Source organism: Streptomyces sp. LZ34, assembly GCF_053890475.1.
In genome coordinates, this window is record NZ_CM132680.1 from 12,010,840 (window position 1) to 12,028,142 (window position 17,303).

Annotated in this window: 14 protein-coding genes and 1 riboswitch; of the genes, 8 read left to right on the forward strand and 6 right to left on the reverse strand. The window is 74.4% G+C overall.

What is annotated here, in order from left to right:
* Positions 1–36 precede the first annotated feature (36 nt).
* From mutA to cobM, 6 genes are all read left to right on the forward strand, one after another.
* Positions 37–1,923: a methylmalonyl-CoA mutase small subunit gene (gene mutA, locus ACWY4P_RS51460; protein WP_456207717.1), complete on the forward strand. Its 1,887-nt coding sequence runs from the start codon at positions 37–39 to the stop codon at positions 1,921–1,923.
* A 53-nt stretch (positions 1,924–1,976) separates the two neighbouring features.
* Positions 1,977–4,136: a methylmalonyl-CoA mutase gene (gene scpA / locus ACWY4P_RS51465; RefSeq protein WP_456213330.1), complete on the forward strand. Its 2,160-nt coding sequence runs from the start codon at positions 1,977–1,979 to the stop codon at positions 4,134–4,136.
* Between the two features lie 4 nt (positions 4,137–4,140).
* Entirely contained in the window at positions 4,141–5,163 is a 1,023-nt protein-coding gene (gene meaB / locus ACWY4P_RS51470) for a methylmalonyl Co-A mutase-associated GTPase MeaB (protein WP_456207718.1), read from the forward strand.
* Positions 5,156–5,917 carry a (2Fe-2S)-binding protein gene (locus tag ACWY4P_RS51475; RefSeq protein WP_456207719.1) on the forward strand — a complete coding sequence of 254 codons (762 nt, stop codon included), beginning with the start codon at positions 5,156–5,158 and terminating at the stop codon, positions 5,915–5,917. The genes meaB and ACWY4P_RS51475 overlap by 8 nt, the downstream gene beginning before the upstream one ends.
* A 74-nt stretch (positions 5,918–5,991) precedes the next feature.
* The gene (gene cbiE, locus ACWY4P_RS51480; protein WP_456207720.1) at positions 5,992–7,317 is read left to right on the forward strand and encodes a precorrin-6y C5,15-methyltransferase (decarboxylating) subunit CbiE; all 1,326 of its coding nucleotides are present in this window, start codon (positions 5,992–5,994) and stop codon (positions 7,315–7,317) included.
* Positions 7,314–8,057, forward strand: coding sequence for a precorrin-4 C(11)-methyltransferase (gene cobM, locus ACWY4P_RS51485; RefSeq protein ID WP_456207721.1), 744 nt, complete (start codon positions 7,314–7,316; stop codon positions 8,055–8,057). The genes cbiE and cobM overlap by 4 nt, the downstream gene beginning before the upstream one ends.
* A 122-nt stretch (positions 8,058–8,179) precedes the next feature.
* On the opposite strand, the gene ACWY4P_RS51490 is transcribed toward cobM, so the two are convergent.
* Positions 8,180–8,929 carry an SDR family NAD(P)-dependent oxidoreductase gene (locus ACWY4P_RS51490; RefSeq protein WP_456207722.1) on the reverse strand — a complete coding sequence of 250 codons (750 nt, stop codon included), beginning with the start codon at positions 8,927–8,929 and terminating at the stop codon, positions 8,180–8,182.
* Between the two features lie 264 nt (positions 8,930–9,193).
* Entirely contained in the window at positions 9,194–9,940 is a 747-nt protein-coding gene (locus ACWY4P_RS51495; RefSeq protein ID WP_456207723.1) for an SDR family NAD(P)-dependent oxidoreductase, read from the reverse strand.
* Between the two features lie 135 nt (positions 9,941–10,075).
* Here ACWY4P_RS51495 and ACWY4P_RS51500 point away from each other — a divergent pair, with 135 nt between their 5' ends.
* Entirely contained in the window at positions 10,076–10,669 is a 594-nt protein-coding gene (locus ACWY4P_RS51500) for a TetR/AcrR family transcriptional regulator (protein WP_456207724.1), read from the forward strand.
* Between the two features lie 210 nt (positions 10,670–10,879).
* Here the strand turns inward: ACWY4P_RS51500 and ACWY4P_RS51505 are convergent, their stop codons facing one another.
* Positions 10,880–12,049: a cobalt-precorrin-5B (C(1))-methyltransferase gene (locus ACWY4P_RS51505; RefSeq protein WP_456207725.1), complete on the reverse strand. Its 1,170-nt coding sequence runs from the start codon at positions 12,047–12,049 to the stop codon at positions 10,880–10,882.
* Positions 12,050–12,300: 251 nt separating this feature from the next.
* On the opposite strand from ACWY4P_RS51505, the gene ACWY4P_RS51510 reads away from it, so the two are divergent.
* A complete protein-coding gene (locus tag ACWY4P_RS51510) occupies positions 12,301–13,092 on the forward strand; it encodes a cobalt-precorrin-6A reductase (RefSeq protein WP_456207726.1) in 792 nt (263 codons plus the stop codon).
* Positions 13,093–13,172: 80 nt separating this feature from the next.
* Here ACWY4P_RS51510 and ACWY4P_RS51515 read toward each other — a convergent pair whose 3' ends face one another.
* From ACWY4P_RS51515 to ACWY4P_RS51525, 3 genes are read right to left on the reverse strand one after another with little or no spacing between them, the layout of a single operon-like run.
* On the reverse strand, positions 13,173–14,669 hold the full coding sequence (locus tag ACWY4P_RS51515; RefSeq protein ID WP_456207727.1) for a precorrin-2 C(20)-methyltransferase: 1,497 nt from the start codon (positions 14,667–14,669) through the stop codon (positions 13,173–13,175).
* A complete protein-coding gene (locus ACWY4P_RS51520; protein ID WP_456207728.1) occupies positions 14,666–15,316 on the reverse strand; it encodes a precorrin-8X methylmutase in 651 nt (216 codons plus the stop codon). The genes ACWY4P_RS51515 and ACWY4P_RS51520 overlap by 4 nt, the downstream gene beginning before the upstream one ends.
* Positions 15,313–17,031, reverse strand: coding sequence for a nitrite reductase (locus ACWY4P_RS51525; RefSeq protein ID WP_456207729.1), 1,719 nt, complete (start codon positions 17,029–17,031; stop codon positions 15,313–15,315). The genes ACWY4P_RS51520 and ACWY4P_RS51525 overlap by 4 nt, the downstream gene beginning before the upstream one ends.
* 108 nt (positions 17,032–17,139) lie before the next feature.
* Positions 17,140–17,299: riboswitch (cobalamin riboswitch) on the forward strand.
* Positions 17,300–17,303: the final 4 nt, after the last annotated feature.

Genomic DNA, 17,303 nt, shown 5'->3' on the forward strand with positions numbered 1-17,303 from the left:
TGCTGTCGCTTTAGACCGTCGCACTAGCCTCCTCCCATGACGGTCCTGCCTGACGACCTGCCGCTCGCCGCCGACTTCCCGGAGGCGACCCGAGACCAGTGGCACCACCTCGTCGAAGGAGTGCTGCGCAAATCCGGCACTGTGGATGCCGTGGGCGCGCAGGCCGCGGCGGCGCTCGCCACCGTGCTCGAGGACGGAATCTCCGTCCGCCCCCTCTACACCGCCGAGGACGCACCCCCCGACCCCGGCTATCCCGGGTTCGCGCCCTTCGTTCGCGGCGGGCGGGCGCAGGGCTCCACGGTGTCCGGCTGGGACGTACGCCAGCGCCACGCCCACCGGGACCCCGGCCACACCAACCGCGCGGTGCTCGCGGACCTGGAGAACGGGGCCGGCTCGCTGTGGCTGGCGGTCGGCGCGGCCGCCCTGCCCGTGGAGGCGCTGCCCGAGGCCCTCCAGGGGGTCTATCTCGACCTCGCTCCCGTCGTCCTGGACGCGGGCGCCGACTTCGACGCCGCCGCCCGCGCGCTGCTGCGGCTGTACGCCGACCGCCAGGTGCCGCCGCGCGCCGCCCTCGGCAACCTCGGTGCCGACCCGCTGGGCCTGGCGGCGCGCACCGGTGACCACACCGGCCTCGCGGCCCACCTGTCCGCCGCCACCGAGCTCGCGGCGGTCTGCGACCGCGACCACCCGGGGGTGCGGGCGTTCACCGTGGACGCCCTCCCATACCACGAGGGCGGCGGCTCCGCGGCACAGGAGCTCGGCTGCTCGCTCGCCGCGGGCGTGGAGTATCTGCGCGCGCTGACCGACGCCGGGCCGCTGTCGGCCGGAGCGGCCTGCGCCCAGCTGGAGTTCCGCTACGCGGCCACCGCCGACCAGTTCCTCACCATTTCCAAGCTGCGCGCCGCCAGGCGCCTGTGGGCGCGCGTGGCGCAGGTGTGCGGGGCGCCCACCGAGGCGGCGGCCCAGCGGCAGCACGCGGTGACCTCCCCGGTGATGATGACCCGCCGCGACCCCTGGGTGAACATGCTGCGCACCACCGTCGCGGCCCTGGCCGCCGGGGTGGGAGGGGCCGACGCCGTCACCGTGCTGCCCTTCGACTCCGCGATCGGCCTGCCCGACGACTTCGCCCGCCGGATCGCCCGTAACACCTCCACGATCCTGCTGGAGGAGTCGCACCTGGCGCGGGTGATCGACCCGGCCGGAGGCTCCTGGTACGTCGAGAGCCTGACCGACGACGTGGCCAACGCGGCCTGGGCCTTCTTCCAGGAGATCGAGCGCGCCGGGGGGCTGGCGCGGGCCCTCGCCTCCGGTTTTGTGGAGCGGCAACTGGCCGCCACCTGGGAGCGCCGCGCGAAGGATCTCGCCCGCCGCAGGGAGCCGATCACCGGCGTCAGCGAGTTCCCGAACCTCGCGGAGCAGCCGGTGGAGCGCGAGCCCGCCCCCGTACCGCCGGGCGGCGGCCTGCCGCGGGTGCGCCGCGACGAGGCGTACGAGGCGCTGCGCGCCCGCGCCGACGCCCACCTGGCGGCGGAGGGGACCCGACCCCGGGTGTTCCTGGCCGCGCTCGGCCCCGCGGCCGCGCACACCGCGCGCGCCGCGTTCGCCGCCAACCTCTTCCAGGCGGGCGGCATCGAGGCGGTGCACGAATCCGCCACGGTCGACGCGGATTCGGTCGCCGAGGCGTTCGCCGTCAGCGGCGCCCGCGTGGCCTGCCTGTGTTCGAGTGACAAGGTGTACGAGCAGGAGGCGGTAACCGTGGCAGAGCGGCTGAAGGCCGCCGGAGCACTGCGCGTCTACCTGGCGGGCAGGCCCGGTGAGCGGCGCGGGGAGTTGCAGCGGGCCGGGGTGGACGAGTTCGTCTTCGCCGGCTGTGACGCGGTCGGGGCGCTCACCTCGGCCCTCGAGACGATGGGGGTGGCGTGACCGTGAGCGGGATTCCTGACTTCTCCACGGTCGACCTCGGGACACCGGACGAGGTGTCCGGCGCGGCGGGGGCAGCGGCGTGGACGGAGGCGCTGCAGAGCGCCACCGGCAAGGACGCCCTGGACCTGGTGTGGGACACCCCCGAGAGCATCGGGGTCAAGCCGCTGTACGGCGCCGAGGACCTGGCCGGGCTCGACTTCCTGGGCACCTACCCGGGCATCGCGCCGTATCTGCGCGGCCCGTACCCGACGATGTACGTCAACCAGCCCTGGACCATCCGCCAGTACGCGGGCTTCTCCACCGCCGAGGAGTCCAACGCCTTCTACCGCCGCAACCTCGCCGCGGGCCAGAAGGGCCTCTCGGTCGCCTTCGACCTGCCCACCCACCGCGGCTACGACAGCGACCACCCCAGAGTCACCGGCGACGTCGGCATGGCGGGCGTGGCCATCGACTCCATCTACGACATGCGGCAGCTCTTCGACGGCATCCCGCTGGACCGGATGAGCGTGTCGATGACGATGAACGGCGCGGTGCTGCCCGTACTCGCCCTCTACATCGTCGCCGCCGAGGAACAGGGCGTGGCGCCCGAGAAGCTGGCCGGGACCATCCAGAACGACATCCTCAAGGAGTTCATGGTCCGCAACACCTACATCTATCCGCCGCAGCCGTCGATGCGGATCATCTCCGACATCTTCGCCTTCACCTCGCAGCGGATGCCGCGCTACAACTCCATCTCCATCTCCGGCTACCACATCCAGGAAGCGGGCGCCACGGCCGACCTGGAGCTGGCCTACACCCTCGCCGACGGCGTGGAGTACCTGCGGGCCGGGCTCGACGCCGGGATGGACGTGGACGCCTTCGCGCCCCGGCTCTCGTTCTTCTGGGCGATCGGCATGAACTTCTTCATGGAGATCGCCAAGCTGCGGGCGGCCCGGCTGCTGTGGGCCAAGCTGGTCGGCCGGTTCGACCCCAAGAACCCCAAGTCGCTGTCGCTGCGCACCCACTCCCAGACCTCCGGCTGGTCGCTGACCGCCCAGGACGTGTTCAACAACGTGGCCCGCACCTGCGTGGAGGCCATGGCCGCCACCCAGGGCCACACCCAGTCGCTGCACACCAACGCCCTCGACGAGGCCCTCGCGCTGCCCACCGACTTCTCCGCGCGCATCGCCCGCAACACCCAGATCCTGCTCCAGCAGGAGTCCGGCACCTGCCGGGTGATCGACCCGTGGGGCGGCAGCGCGTATGTGGAGCGGCTCACCCACGACCTGGCCCGGCGCGCCTGGCAGCACATCCAGGAGGTCGAGGCCGCCGGCGGCATGGCCAAGGCCATCGACGCCGGCATCCCCAAGATGCGCGTCGAGGAGGCCGCGGCCCGCACCCAGGCGCGGATCGACTCCGGCCGACAGCCGGTGATCGGCGTCAACAAGTACAGGGTCGACAGCGACGAGCAGATCGACGTCCTCAAGGTCGACAACTCCGCGGTCCGCGCCCAGCAGTTCGAGAAGCTGCGCCGGCTGCGCGCCGAGCGCGACGAGGCCGTCTGCCAGGACGCGCTGCGCGCGCTCACCGCGGCCGCCGAGTCCGGCCAGGGGGCCGGCCTGGAGGGCAACCTCCTCGCGCTCGCCGTGAACGCGGCCCGCGCCAAGGCGACCGTCGGCGAGATCTCCGACGCGCTGGAGAAGGTGTACGGGCGCCACTCCGGCCAGATCCGTACGATCTCCGGTGTGTATCGAGACGAGGCCGGACCCTCCTCCGGCGTGGACCGCACCCGGGCGCTGGTGGAGGAGTTCGAGCGCGCTGAGGGCCGCCGCCCGCGCATCCTGGTCGCCAAGATGGGCCAGGACGGGCACGACCGGGGCCAGAAGGTGATCGCCACCGCCTTCGCCGACCTGGGCTTCGACGTGGACGTCGGCCCGCTCTTCCAGACGCCCGAGGAGGTCGCGCGGCAGGCGGTCGAGGCCGATGTGCACATCGTCGGCGTCTCCTCGCTCGCGGCCGGCCACCTGACGCTGGTGCCCGCGCTGCGCGAGCAACTGGCCGAGGCCGGGCGGGAGGACATCACCGTCGTGGTGGGCGGGGTCATCCCGCCGCAGGACGTGCAGACCCTGCACGAGGCGGGCGCCGCAGCGGTGTTCCTGCCCGGCACGGTCATCCCCGACGCCGCGTACGAGCTGGTGCGGACGCTGGCCGCGGACCTCGGCCACGAGCTGTAGGCCCATGCCGGCGAAGAAGAGACCAACTGCCCCCCGAGTCGATGTCGACACCTACGCCAAGGGCGTGCTCGACGGCTCCCGCGCCTATATCGCCCGCGCGATCACGCTCGTCGAGTCCACCCGCCCCGACCACCGCGACCTCGCCCAGCGGCTGCTGATCGAACTGCTGCCGTACGCGGGCGGGGCGCGCCGGGTGGGCATCAGCGGCGTGCCCGGGGTGGGCAAGTCCACCTTCATCGACGCGCTCGGCTCGCTGCTCACCGGGCTCGGCCACAAGGTCGCGGTGCTCGCCGTCGACCCCTCCTCCAGCCGCACCGGCGGCTCCATCCTGGGCGACAAGACCCGGATGGAGCGGCTGGCGGTCGACCCGGCCGCCTTCGTCCGTCCCTCGCCCAGCGCGGGCACGCTGGGCGGGGTGGCCCGTGCCACCCGCGAGTCCATGGTGGTCATGGAGGCCGCTGGCTACGACGTGCTGCTGGTCGAGACGGTGGGCGTGGGCCAGTCGGAGACCGCCGTGGCCAACATGGTCGACTCCTTTCTGCTGCTCTCCCTCGCCCGCACCGGCGACCAGCTCCAGGGCATCAAGAAGGGCGTCCTGGAGCTCGCGGACGTCGTCGCCATCAACAAGGCCGACGGCCCGCACGAACGCGACGCCAGGTCCGCGGCCCGCGAACTCGCGGGCGCGCTGCGGCTGCTGCAACCCCCGGACGCGCCCTGGAACCCCCCGGTGCTGACCTGTAGCGCACGCGAGGGCACCGGGCTCGACGGAGTGTGGGAGCGGCTGGAGCAGCACCGCCGGGTGCTGGAGGCGACCGGCGCGCTGGACGCCAAGCGGCGCGACCAGCAGGTCGACTGGACCTGGTCCATGGTCCGCGACCAGCTGCTGACCCGGCTGCGGGAACACCCCGAGGTGCGGCGGCTCGGCCCCGCGCTCGAACAGCAGGTGCGCGACGGCACGCTGACGGCGACGCTGGCCGCCGACCGGCTGCTGGAGGCGTTCGGGACGCCGACCCGCGCCGATGGATGACAAGCCGCCGCCGGCGGCCGAGGTGGGGCCGTTTTTCGCCCTGCGCACCGACCCCGTCACCGGCGATCCGCGCGAGCAGGGTTACGCACCGCGCGAGCAGGGTTACGCGCTGATCGGCGGGGCGTACCGGCTGACGAGCGAGGGGGCCGCCGCGCCGCTGCTGCGCGCCCGCGTCGAGACGGTGGCCGCGACGCTGGGCACCGATGAGCCGAGGGTCGCGGCGTCGCTCGCCTTCCAGGGGTTGGCCGCCCGGGTGTGGTCGCTCGCCCTCGGTCAGGCGGTCCTCTCCGGCAGCGTCTCCCGCCTCCGCTCCGACGGGCTGTGGTGGAATCCCGCGCGCACCGCCCCCGACGACCTGTGGTGGCCCGGCGTGCCGTCGGTCATGGGCGAACCCGGAGGGCTCGCCGGCCAGGTGGGCGACGCGGCGTACACGCATCTGCTGCCGCTGCACGCCGCCGTCGCCCGGGCGTACCGGGTCTCCGGGCGGCTGCTGTGGGGCAACGCCGCCTCGGCGCTGGCCGGTTCGCTGCGGGTACTGCACGACTGGTGCCAGGCGCACGGCCATCCTGAGGCGGCGGAGCGGGCCACTGAGCTGGCCCGCGCCCAGCTGGCCCACCCGCCGCTGCGCGACGCCGGCACCCTGACCTCCGCCCCGCCCGCCTTCCGGCGCCGCAGCTGCTGCCTCTACTACCGCGTGCCGGGCGGCGGCCTGTGCGGCGACTGCGTCCTGCGCCCACCGGCCCCCCGCCGCTGACCCGGGGCGGGGTCCCGCCGCAGGTCACAGTAGAGTTCCGGGCGTCGCCTTGCCCACCGAAAGGTCGCTACGCCGTGAACCCCGCTCACCCCCCGGTCACCGTCGTAGGGCTGGGAGCGGACGGCTGGGACGGGCTGGCGGCGGCGGGGCGCGAGGCGCTGCTGGCGGCCGAGGTGGTCATCGGCGGTCCGCGCCAGCTGAACCTGCTGCCCCCCGGCTGCACCGCCGAACGCGTGGCGTGGCCGTCGCCGCTGCGCCCCGCCGTGCCGGGGCTGTTCGCGGCGTACGCCGAGCGGCGGGTGGCCGTGCTGGCCAGCGGCGACCCCATGTTCTTCGGCATCGGCCGCGCCCTGGCCGAGGAGCTGGGCCCCGACCGGCTGCGGGTGCTGCCCCACCCGTCATCCGTGTCCCACGCCTGCGCACGGCTGGGCTGGCCGGTGGAGGAGACCGAGGTGACCAGCCTCGTCGGACGGCCCACCGCCTCCCTGGCCCGCGCCCTGCACGCCCGGCGGCGGCTGCTCGTCCTCAGCGCGGGCGCCGCCACCCCCGCCGAGGTCGCCGCGCTGCTGCGCGACCGCGGCTTCGGCCCCAGCCGGATGCGGGTCCTGGAGCAGCTGGGCGGCGGGCGCGAACGGCATCTCGAAGGCACCGCGGACCACTGGCACCACGCGCCCGGCGACCCCCTCAACGTCATCGCCGTCGAGTGCGCCCCCGCCGCGGACACGCTGCGCCTGTCAGCCGTCCCGGGCCTGCCGGACCAGGCGTACGAGCACGACGGCCAGCTGACCAAGCGCCATGTGCGCGCCGCCACGCTCGCCGCGCTGGCCCCCGCCCCCGGAGAGCTGCTGTGGGACGTCGGCGGCGGCTCCGGCTCGATCGCCGTGGAGTGGATGCGTACGCACCGTGGTTGCGCCGCGGTGTCCGTCGAGCGGGATCCCGTACGGGCCGAGCGCATCGGCCGCAACGCCGCCGCGCTCGGGGTGCCCGGGCTGCGCGTCGTCACCGGCGCCGCCCCGGACGCCCTGGCCGGACTGCCCACCCCCGACGCGGTGTTCATCGGCGGCGGCCTGACCGCGCCCGGCCTGCTGGAGGACTGCTGGAGGGCGCTGCCCACCGGTGGGCGGCTCGTGGCGAACACCGTGACGCTGGAGTCGGAGGCGCTGCTCGCCGGCTGGTACCGGCGGCACGGCGGGGAGTTGGTCCGGATCGCCGTCGCGCACGCCGCCCCGGTGGGCGGCTTCACCGGGTGGCGGCAGGCGATGCCGGTCACCCAGTGGGCGGCGGTCAAACCCGCGGTCGAACCCGCGGTCGAACCCGCGGTCGAACCCGCGGTCGAACCAGCTGCCGAACCCGGGGCCGAACCAGCGGTCGAACCCGCCGAAGGAGAGACTTCCCCATGACCGTGTACTTCATCGGCGCGGGCCCCGGCGCCGCCGACCTGATCACCGTGCGCGGCGCCCGCACCCTGGCCCGCTGCCGGGTGTGTCTGTACGCGGGCAGTCTGGTGCCGCGCGAACTCCTCGCCGAGTGCCCGCCGGACGCCCGCCTGGTCGACACCGCCCGGCTCAACCTCGACCAGATCACCGACGAGCTGGTCCGGGCCCACCAGGCGGGCGAGGACGTGGCCCGGCTGCACTCCGGCGACCCGTCGGTGTTCAGCGCCGTCGCCGAGCAGATGCGGCGGCTGGACGCACACGGCGTGCCGTACGAGGTGGTCCCCGGCGTCCCCGCGTTCGCCGCTGCCGCGGCCGCGCTGGGGCGCGAGCTCACCGTGCCGACCGTCGGCCAGACCGTCGTCCTCACCCGCGTCGCCCAGCAGGCCACCCCGATGCCGGACGGCGAGGACCTCGCCACCCTCGGCCGCAGCCGGGCGCTGATCGTGCTGCACCTGGCCGCCCGATATGTGGACCGGGTGGTGGCCGAACTCCTGCCGCACTATGGCGGCGACTGCCCGGCGGCGGTGGTCGCCCGGGCCAGCCGCCCCGACGAACTGGTGCTGCGCGGCACGCTCGGCGATATCGCGGAGCGGGTGAAGGAGGCGGGGGTGGTGCGCACCGCGGTCATCATGGTGGGCCGCACGCTGGGCGCGGAGCAGTTCCGCGACAGCCACCTGTACTCGGCGCGCCGCGAGCGGACTTAGATGACCCGGGCCTGGTCCTCGGCCGCGATCGGGGCGTCCCGGCCGTCGCCGAACGGGAGCGGCAGTGTTGCGTCCAACTTCTTCGACGACTCGTGCATGACGACTGCTCCAGGGCTCGGGCCTCAGACTTGGGCCATACCGCCGTCGACGCTCAGGTCCATGCCTGCGCAGAAGCTGCTCTCGTCGGATGCGAGGAAGAGGGCGGCCGCGGCGACTTCCTCGGGACGTCCCATGCGCCCGAGGGGGATGGCCGATGCGAAGGCTGCTCTGATCGCGTCCGCGCCCTCCTTGGAGTCTGCTTGGCTGTCCATGATCGGCGTGTCGATCGGGCCGGGGCTGAGGGTGTTGACCCGGATGCCGCGGTCCTTGAGCTCCTTGGTCCAGGTGCGGGCATAGGAGCGGACGGCGGCCTTGGTGGCGCTGTAGGTGGTGTACCCCTCTTCGCCGGTGTAGGCGGCGATCGATCCGACGAGGATGATCGAGCCGCCGTCGTTCATCAGTGGCAGCGCTTTTTGGGCGGTGAAGAGGGTGCCACGGGCGTTGAGGTCGAAGGTGCGGTCGAAGCTCTCCTCGGTGATCCGGCCGAACTCCTGCGGTTCGACCAGACCCGAGTTGGCGACGACGACGTCGATCTTCCCCTTCTCCTTCTCGACGGTCTGGAAGAGCCGGCCGAGGTCGGCGGAGACAGTGACATCGCCCTGAACTGCCGTGACGTTCCTGCCGATCTCGGCCTTCGCCTTGTCCAGTTCGGGCTGGCGCCGCCCGGTGATGAACACATAGGCGCCTTCCTCCACGAACTTCTGCGCGATCGCGAGTCCGATACCGCTGCTGCCGCCGGTGACGAGGGCGACCTTGCCGTCCAGCCTGTTCATGGCTGTGACCTTTCATGTGTGAGTCGTGGGAGATCTGGTAGCCGGTCCCCGTGGGCCTTTTGCCTGCTCCGGCCTCGTACCACTTCGCCGAGGGGCGGCCCCGCCCGGGGCGAGGGCGACGAATCCGGGGCGCGCGCCCGAGGCGACGTCCCTGCCGAGTACCTCGGCCCGGAAGCGGGCGGGTTTCTCGGCGTCGGCGGCGTCGACGCTCAGGCTGTACACGGCGTCGCTCATCAGTGTTGTGTCCTCCTATGGCAGGCAGGTTCAGATGGCGGTGCGGCCGCCGTCGACGGCGATGGTCGCGCCGGTGATGTAGCCGGCCTTCGGCGAGGCGAGGAATGCGACGGTCTCGGCGACCTCGGCGGGCTGGGCGGCGCGCTTCATGGCGGTGGTCTCGGCGAGCGCGTCGAACAGGTCGCGGGCCTCGGGCCGGGTGTAGACCGGACCGGGGGCGACGGTGTTGAAGCGGACGCCGCGGCCGCTGTACTCGGCCGTCCAGCCTCGTGTCAGTGACGCCAGTGCGGCCTTGGTCGCGCCGTAGGCGGCGCCGTTGGCCAGGCCGAGGCTGCCGGCCATGCTGCCGATGTTGATCACGCTGCCCGATCCCTTCGCCGCCATCGCCGGGGCGAATGCGGCCACGAGGAAGAACGGTGCACGGACGTTGGCGGCGAACATCGCGTCGTAGTCGGAGACCTTCATCTCCTCGGTCGGAGCCCAGACGGCGTGCCCGGCGTTGTTGACCAGGACGTCGACTTCGCCGATCTCCGCGGCCAGCCGGTCGATGCCGGCCGGGTCCTCCAGGTCCGCCTCGACGAACCGGGCGCGGCCACCGGCTGCGGTGATCTCGTTGACGGTCTCGGCGCCGCGCTGGGCGTTGCGGCCGGTCACGACGACGGACATGCCGTCGGCAGCGAGTCGCTTGGCGACCGCCCGGCCGATGCCGGAAGTGGCCCCGGTGACCAGGGCGGTCCTGGGATGCAGGGTGAGGTGGTCTTCGCGCTCCAGAGACATGGGACGTACCTTCCGGAACTATTATCCAGACCGGTCTGTCTGTCTATATCTCCAAGCTAGGCAGGCGTGTCTGGATATGTCAATGATCACAGATGGTCATTGAAGACAGACAGACCTGTCTGTTATCTTGCAGGCATGTCTGCGAAAGTGCTCTCACCGCGGGAACGCAGCGCGGCCGCGCGGGCGAGGCTCCTGGCCGCCGCCGACGAGCTGTTCTACGCCGAGGGTGTCCAGTCGGTCGGGATCGACCGGGTCATCCAGCACGCCGGGGTCGCGAAGGCAACGCTGTACAGCGCCTTCGGCAGCAAAGACGGCCTGGTCCGCGCCTATCTACAGGCACGGCACGCCGCGACCGTCGAGCGCATGACACGCGAGCTCGAAACACGTTACGAGACCCCGAAGGAGCGCCTGGTCGGCGTGTTCGAGGTGCAGGGGCTTTCGTTCATCGAGCCGGGATTCCGTGGCTGCGCGTTCATCAGCGCGAGCGCCGACGCCTCACCCGGCGGCGTCGTCGAACAGGCTGCGAACGACTACCGCACCTGGTTGCGCGAACTGTTCTTCGGCCTCGCCCAGCAGGCAGGCGCCAAGGACGCGAAATCACTCGCCCAGCAACTGGTACTGCTCTACGACGGCGCTGGGGTCAGCGCCTGGCTGGATCGCGACCCCAGCGCCGAAACAGCCGCCCGTACCGTAGCCGCCGGCCTGGTCGACGCCGCCATCCCGGACTGAGCCGGAGAGCACTGCCCGCAGCGGCCTCGCAGGGCGGAGCGTCGCCCTCGTACTGGGCGCCGCGGTCGATTTACCGCTACCGCGGCGTGGGGGCGATGCGACAACGCAGCCGGGGGCACCTCCCAGCGGTAGCTGGGGGCGCCGCCCGCCGCGGTAGCGGCTGATGTCACTGCGGCGTCGGGAGCAGGGCGCCCCCTTTGACGACAGGCCCTAGCCCGAGAGCGCGTCGGGCGACCGCTCCCGAGGCCCGCGCGCCGCCGCGCGGCCGACGATCGTGCCCGCGCGGTCGATGCAGATGACGTCCACAGCCACCGGCGCCCCGCGCAGCACCCCGAGCGCCGTCTCCCGGGCCGCCGCCGCGACCAGATCGCCGAGCGGCACCCCGCGCGCCGCGCACAACTGCACCGTCTCCAGACCGGTGTTGGCCGCCGCCACCGCCGCCGCCAGCTCCTCGTCGGCCCCGCCGCGGCGGGCGAGGTCGGCGAGGAAGGCCTTGTCCACCTGCGAGCGCGAGGAGTGCAGATCCAGATGGCCCGCCGCGAGCTTGGAGAGCTTGGCGAAGCCCCCGGCGACGGTCAGCCGGTCCACCGGATGACGGCGCAGATACTTCAGCACCGCCCCCGCGAAGTCGCCCATGTCCAGCAGCGCGTCCTGCGGCAGCCCGTGCACGGCCACCGCGACCTTCTCCGAGGTCGACCCCGTACACCCCGCCACATGGGTGCGCCCCGCCGCGCGCGCCACGTCCACGCCGCGCCGGATGCTGTCGATCCACGCCGAGCAGGAGTACGGCACCACGATGCCCGTCGTCCCGAGGATCGACAGCCCGCCGAGGATGCCCAGGCGCGGGTTCCAGGTGCTGCGGGCGATCTCCTCGCCGTGGTCCACCGCGATCTCGACCTCGACGTCGCCGGTGCCGCCGAGCCGGGCCGCCACCGAGGCGATGTGATCACGCATCATCTGCCGGGGCACCGGGTTGATAGCGGGCTCGCCCACCGCGAGCGGCAGACCGGGGCGGGTCACCGTGCCGACGCCGGGCCCGGCCCGGAAGACCACACCGCTGCCGGGCGGCAGGAGCCGCACCGTGGCGCGCACCACCGCGCCGTGCGTGACGTCCGGGTCGTCGCCCGCGTCCTTGACCACCGCGGCCATCGCCCGGTCCGCCGTCAGCTCCTCGCCCGCGAGCGCGAACGCGGGCCGCTGCCCCTTGGGCAGTTCGATGGTCACCGGGTCCGGGAACTCGCCGCACAGCAGCGCGGTGTACGCGGCCGTGGTCGCGGCCGTCGCACACGCCCCGGTGGTCCAGCCGTGCCGCAGTCCCGAACGCTCCAGCTGCGCACCGCGCCCGCCGGCCGCCTTGGTCGTCGTCTCCGCCTCAGCCACGGGACGCGCCGCCCCTCGCCCACGCGCCGCCCCCGCGCCGGGCACGGCCTGGGAGCCGCCCGGCGGCGCTCTCCCCTGACCCGCCCCTTGCCGCGGTATCGATATGCGGCTCCGCCGCGCGGGGGGCTCTGTCCCGGACTCCGGGCCCTGGGCCCGGCGCCGGGTGGCCGCCCACGCTCATGGCAGGGTTGACCGGGCGCGGCCGGCCGGCCGCGGACCGGCACGGCACCACGCACCACGGGAGGCACCCCATGACACCGACCCCGGCGGAGGCCGCCCCCGGGACCCTGCCGCACCCGCCCCGCCATGTGCTCATCCTGGGCGGCACCACCGAGGCGCGCCGATTGGCCGCCGAAGTGGCCGACGCCCCAGGGCTGCGCGTCACCAGCTCGCTGGCCGGGCGTGTCGCCGAGCCGCGGCTGCCGGCCGGGCAGGTGCGGATCGGCGGGTTCGGGGGGCCCGAGGGCCTGGCTCGCTGGTTGCGCGAGCAGCAGGTGGACGCGGTCATCGACGCCACCCATCCTTTCGCCGGCACGATCAGTTTCAATGCGGCCCGGGCGGCCGCCACGGCCCATGTTCCCCTGCTCGCCCTGCGCCGCCCCGGCTGGGTGCCGGGCCCGGGGGACCGGTGGCACTGGGCCGGGTCGCTGGACGAGGCGGCCGGGCTGCTGCCCGCCCTGGGGCAGCGGATCTTCCTCACCACCGGGCGGCTGGGCCTGGCTTCCTTCGCCCATCTCACCGAGCGGTGGTTCCTGGTCCGCTCCGTCGACGCGCCCGAGCCACCGGCCCCGCCGCAGATGGAAGTGCTGCTGGACCGCGGCCCGTTCACCGTGGCAGGGGAGGCGGAGCTGCTGCACCGCCACCGCATCGACGTCGTGGTCACCAAGGACAGTGGCGCCAGTGCCACCGCCGCCAAGCTCACCGCGGCGCGCGAGGCCGGGCTGCCGGTCGTCGTCGTCCGGCGCCCCGCGGCCCCGGACGGCGTGCCCGTCGTGCCCGACCCGGCGGCCGCGCTGGCCTGGCTGAGCACCACTCTCGGCTGACCCGCTGACCCGCTGACCCGCTGACCCGCTGACCCGCTGACCCGCTGACCCGCTGACCCGCTGACCGTCCGCGCCGCGGGTCAGCGTTCGGGGTAGCGGCGCGGCGTCCAGACGACCTCGGTGCCGTCGCCGCGCCGGGCCGTACGGGTCTGGGAGGAGCCGACCAGCAGGATGGTGCGCATATCGACCAGGGCCGGATCGAGATCGGCCAGCCTGACGATCCGTATCCGCTCCTCGGGGCCGCCCACGTCCCGGCCGAGCACGACGGGCGTGTCCGGCGCGCGGTGCTCGAGCAGCAGCTCCCGCGCCTTGCCGACCTGCCAGATCCGGCTGCGCGAGCCGGGGTTGTACAGGGCGAGCACCAGGTCGGCCGCGGCCGCGGCGCGCAGCCGCTCGGCGATGACCTCCCAGGGCTTGAGCCGGTCGGACAGCGAGATCACCGCGTAGTCGTGGCCGAGCGGGGCGCCCACGCGGGCGGCGGCCGCGTGGGCCGCGGTCATGCCGGGCACCACCCGGACCGGCACCTCGCGGTACGGGTCCTGGCCCGCCGCCTCCAGCACGGCCGTGGCCATGGCGAACACGCCCGGGTCGCCCGAGGAGACGACGGCGACCCGCCGCCCGCGCCGGGCCAGGTCGAGCGCGAACTCGGCGCGCTCGGCCTCCACCTTGTTGTCCGAGGCGTGCCGCCGCTGCCCTGGGCGCACCGGCACCCGGTCCAGGTAGGTGGTGTAGCCGACCAGATCCTCGGCGGCGGCCAGCTCGCCCCGCGCCTCGGGGGTCAGCCACAGCGGGCCCGCCGGGCCAAGACCCACCACCACGACCTCGCCCCGGCCGGCCGGGGCCTTCGCGTCGATCCGGCTCGGCAGCACCGCCACCGAGAAGTAGGGCACCGACTCGGGGTCCACCTCGGCCAGTGGCGCGATGCGCTCCGCGCCCATCGTGGCCCGCTCCACGTACTGGGCCTCCGCCAGCCGGCCCGAGCGCTCCAGCGCCCGCCGCACCGCCGGGAAGGTGCGGCCGAGCTTCATCACGGCGGCCGCGTCGGTCGTGGCCAGACGAGCCGTCAGCTCCTCCTCCGGGAGCGTGCCGGGCAGGACGGTCAGCACCTCCTCGCCCTCCACCAGCGGCGCCCCGATCCGGGCGGCGGCCGCGCTCACGGAGGTGACGCCGGGGACGACCTCGGTGGGGTAGCGGTCGGCCAGGCGCTTGTGCATATGCATATACGAGCCGTAGAAGAGCGGGTCGCCCTCGGCGAGCACCGCGACCGTGCGCCCCGCGTCCAGATGGGCGGCCAGCCGGGCCGCCGCGTCCGCGTAGAACTCCTCCATCGCGCCGCGGTAGCCGCCGGGGTGGTCGGTGGTCTCGGTGGTGACCGGATAGACCAGTCGCTCCTCGATGTGGTCGGGCCGCAGATGGCGCTCGGCGATGGAGCGCGCGATGCTGCGGCCGTGCCGGGCGCTGTGATACGCGACGACATCGGCCTCGGCGATGACCTCCACGGCGCGTACGGTCATCAGTGAGGGATCGCCGGGGCCAAGACCCACGCCGTAGAGCCGGCCCGTCTGCTGCTCGCTCACTCTTCCTCGCTCGCAATCGCGTTGACCGCGGCCGCGGCGATGGCGCTGCCGCCACGCCGGCCGCGCACCACCAGGTGGTCGAGCGCGGCCGGATGCCCGGCCAGCGCCTCCTTCGACTCGGCGGCGCCGATGAAGCCGACCGGTACGCCGATGACGGCCGCCGGGCGCGGCGCGCCGGCCCCACCCTCTTCGATCATCTCCAGCAGGCGGAACAGCGCGGTGGGCGCGTTGCCGATGGCCACCACCGCGCCCTCCAGCCGGTCCCGCCACAGCTCCAGCGCGGCGGCGCTGCGCGTGGTGCCCATCCGGCGGGCCAGTTCGGGCACCGCGGGGTCGGACAGGGTGCACACCACGTCGTTGTCCGCGGGCAGCCGCTTGCGGGTCACGCCGCTGGCCACCATGTGCGCGTCGCAGAGCACGGGCGCGCCGGCGCGCAGCGCGGCGCGGGCGCGGGCGACCACCTGGGGGGTGTACGCGAGGTCCTGGACGAGGTCGACCATCCCGCAGGCGTGGATCATCCGCACCGCGACCTGGCTGACGTCGGCGGGCAGACCGCCCAGGTCCGCCTCGGCGCGGATGGTGGCAAAGGAGGCGCGGTATATGGCCGCGCCGTCCTTCTCGTAGTCGAACACTGTGCCCTCGATCATGTCGTTCCACGGGCCGCCGCCACGGCGCCGGCCAATTGCTCTGCTGTCACGTCCACGCCCCGCGCGGACCCTGCGGCACCTCGTACGGTGACCTGGTAGCCGTCGCCCGTCGCCAGCACGTCGACCCAGCGGCCGCCGGGATGGCCGCAGCGCCGCTCGCAGCCGGAGAGATACACCGGTAGCCGGCCCGGCAGCGGGCCCGGGCCGCCCTCGGCGGGCGCCTCGCCCGCCACCGCGCGCGCCGCGTCGGCACGCACATCGGCCAGGGACTTGGCGCAGCCGGGACGTCCCGTGCAGGCGCCGACCCCGAGCCAGGGGGAGTGCGGCGTGGTCACGAGCCCGGCGTCGGCGAGCTCGCGCAGCGAGGCCCGGGCGCCGCCGTGGGAGAAGCCGGGCAGCACCACGCCGCGCCAGGGTGTCACACGCAGCTCGCCCGAGCCGCCCCGGGAGGCGAGCTCGGCGAGCAGCCGCCACCGCGCGGCGGTGAGCCGCCCCAGCGGGACGGCGACGGAGACCGCGCACCGCTCGTCCGGCCCCGTGATCAGCCCGGTCGCGGGCGCGGTGGGTTCAGGGGAGGGCGCCGATCGCGCCCGCGGTGGCACCGGCGGGGTGGTGTCCGTGTGGCGCTCGCCCGGCCGCGGGTCCGGACCCAGCGCGGGACCGGCTGATCCGCTCGCGCCGGAAGTGCCGGGCCGTCGCCGGGTTTCGGCCGTTTCCGTGGTGGCCGCCGCGGCTTCCGCCGGTGGTACCGGCGCCGGGGGCCGGTCGCTCGGCCGGGGGCCGGGCTCAGGTCCGGGGCGCGCCGCCGGGATTCCGGCCTCCGCGAGCCGCCGGGCCAACGCGTCCGCCGTCACCGCGTGTCGCGTCGGCAGATCGCGAACCCGCCACGCCCGGGTGTCGCTTGTGCGCGCCGCCTCCAGAAACGCCAGCGCCGCCACCGCGGCGGCGCGCGGCGCGTCGTCGGCGCCGACCCGCAGCTCGGCGCCCGGCGCGCCCACCGGCCCGGCCGGAGGATCCGGGCGGCTCAGTGGCCGCGTGGCGCCCGGCGTGTCGTCACCGCCCGCCGGGCCGCCCCGCCGCGCCGGGCCGTCGCCTGTGCCCCGGGGGCCTGCCACGCCGGGGCCGTCCGGCGCCGGCGGCGCACCGGATTCCGGCCCTGCCTCAGCGCGCGGCCGTGCCCGCTCCCCGCCGGAGCCGAGCCGCAGCACCGCCTCGCCGTCCGGCGCTGCGATCAATGTCACATCCGCGCCCAGCGCCGCCACATCGCCGCGCCCGTCGTCGAGCGCGAACAGGAACCGGCCCGACAGCCCCGCCAGTTCGGCGAATCCGGAACCCGCGGGCGCGTCGTCGCACAGCAGGGCGTCCAGCTCCCTCGCCCACGCCGGGACATCCGCGTACCCCGCCCCGTCCAGCCCGGACAGCGGGGACGCCACGATGTTGCGCACCCGGTCGTGCCGGTCCGACGGGAGCAGCCCGGCCGTCCGCAGCCGGGCCGCGAGCCCGGCCCCGCACTCCGCATCGAGGCCGCGCAGTTGCAGATTGCCCCGGGAGGTGAGGTCCAGCCGGCCGTCTCCCAACTCCTCGGCCGCGAGCGCCAGCACGAGTGCCTGACGTGCCGTCAGGATCCCGGCGGGCAGCCGCACCCGGGCCAGCGCGCCGTCGTCCGCCGGGTGCAGGCGCAGCGCGCCGGGGCAGGCGTCGGCGCGACCGCGCACGGGGGTTTCATCCCCTGGTGGGGCGGTTGTCGGGGGGAGGGGCATGGCGGCGAGCATACCGACGATTGCCTTCGGCTCACCGCCCCGCGGCAGGTCAGGAACGCCTACTATGCTCACCGGCGGGTCGGTCCCGACCCGCCACCACACACGACGGCAAAAAGGGTAGGAAGCCGGTGGAAATCCGGCGCGGTCCCGCCACTGTGAGCGCGGCAGCCGGTATGCGACGGCCGCGCGAGCCAGGAACTCCCGCCGTCTTCAACCCGCCCGGGGCG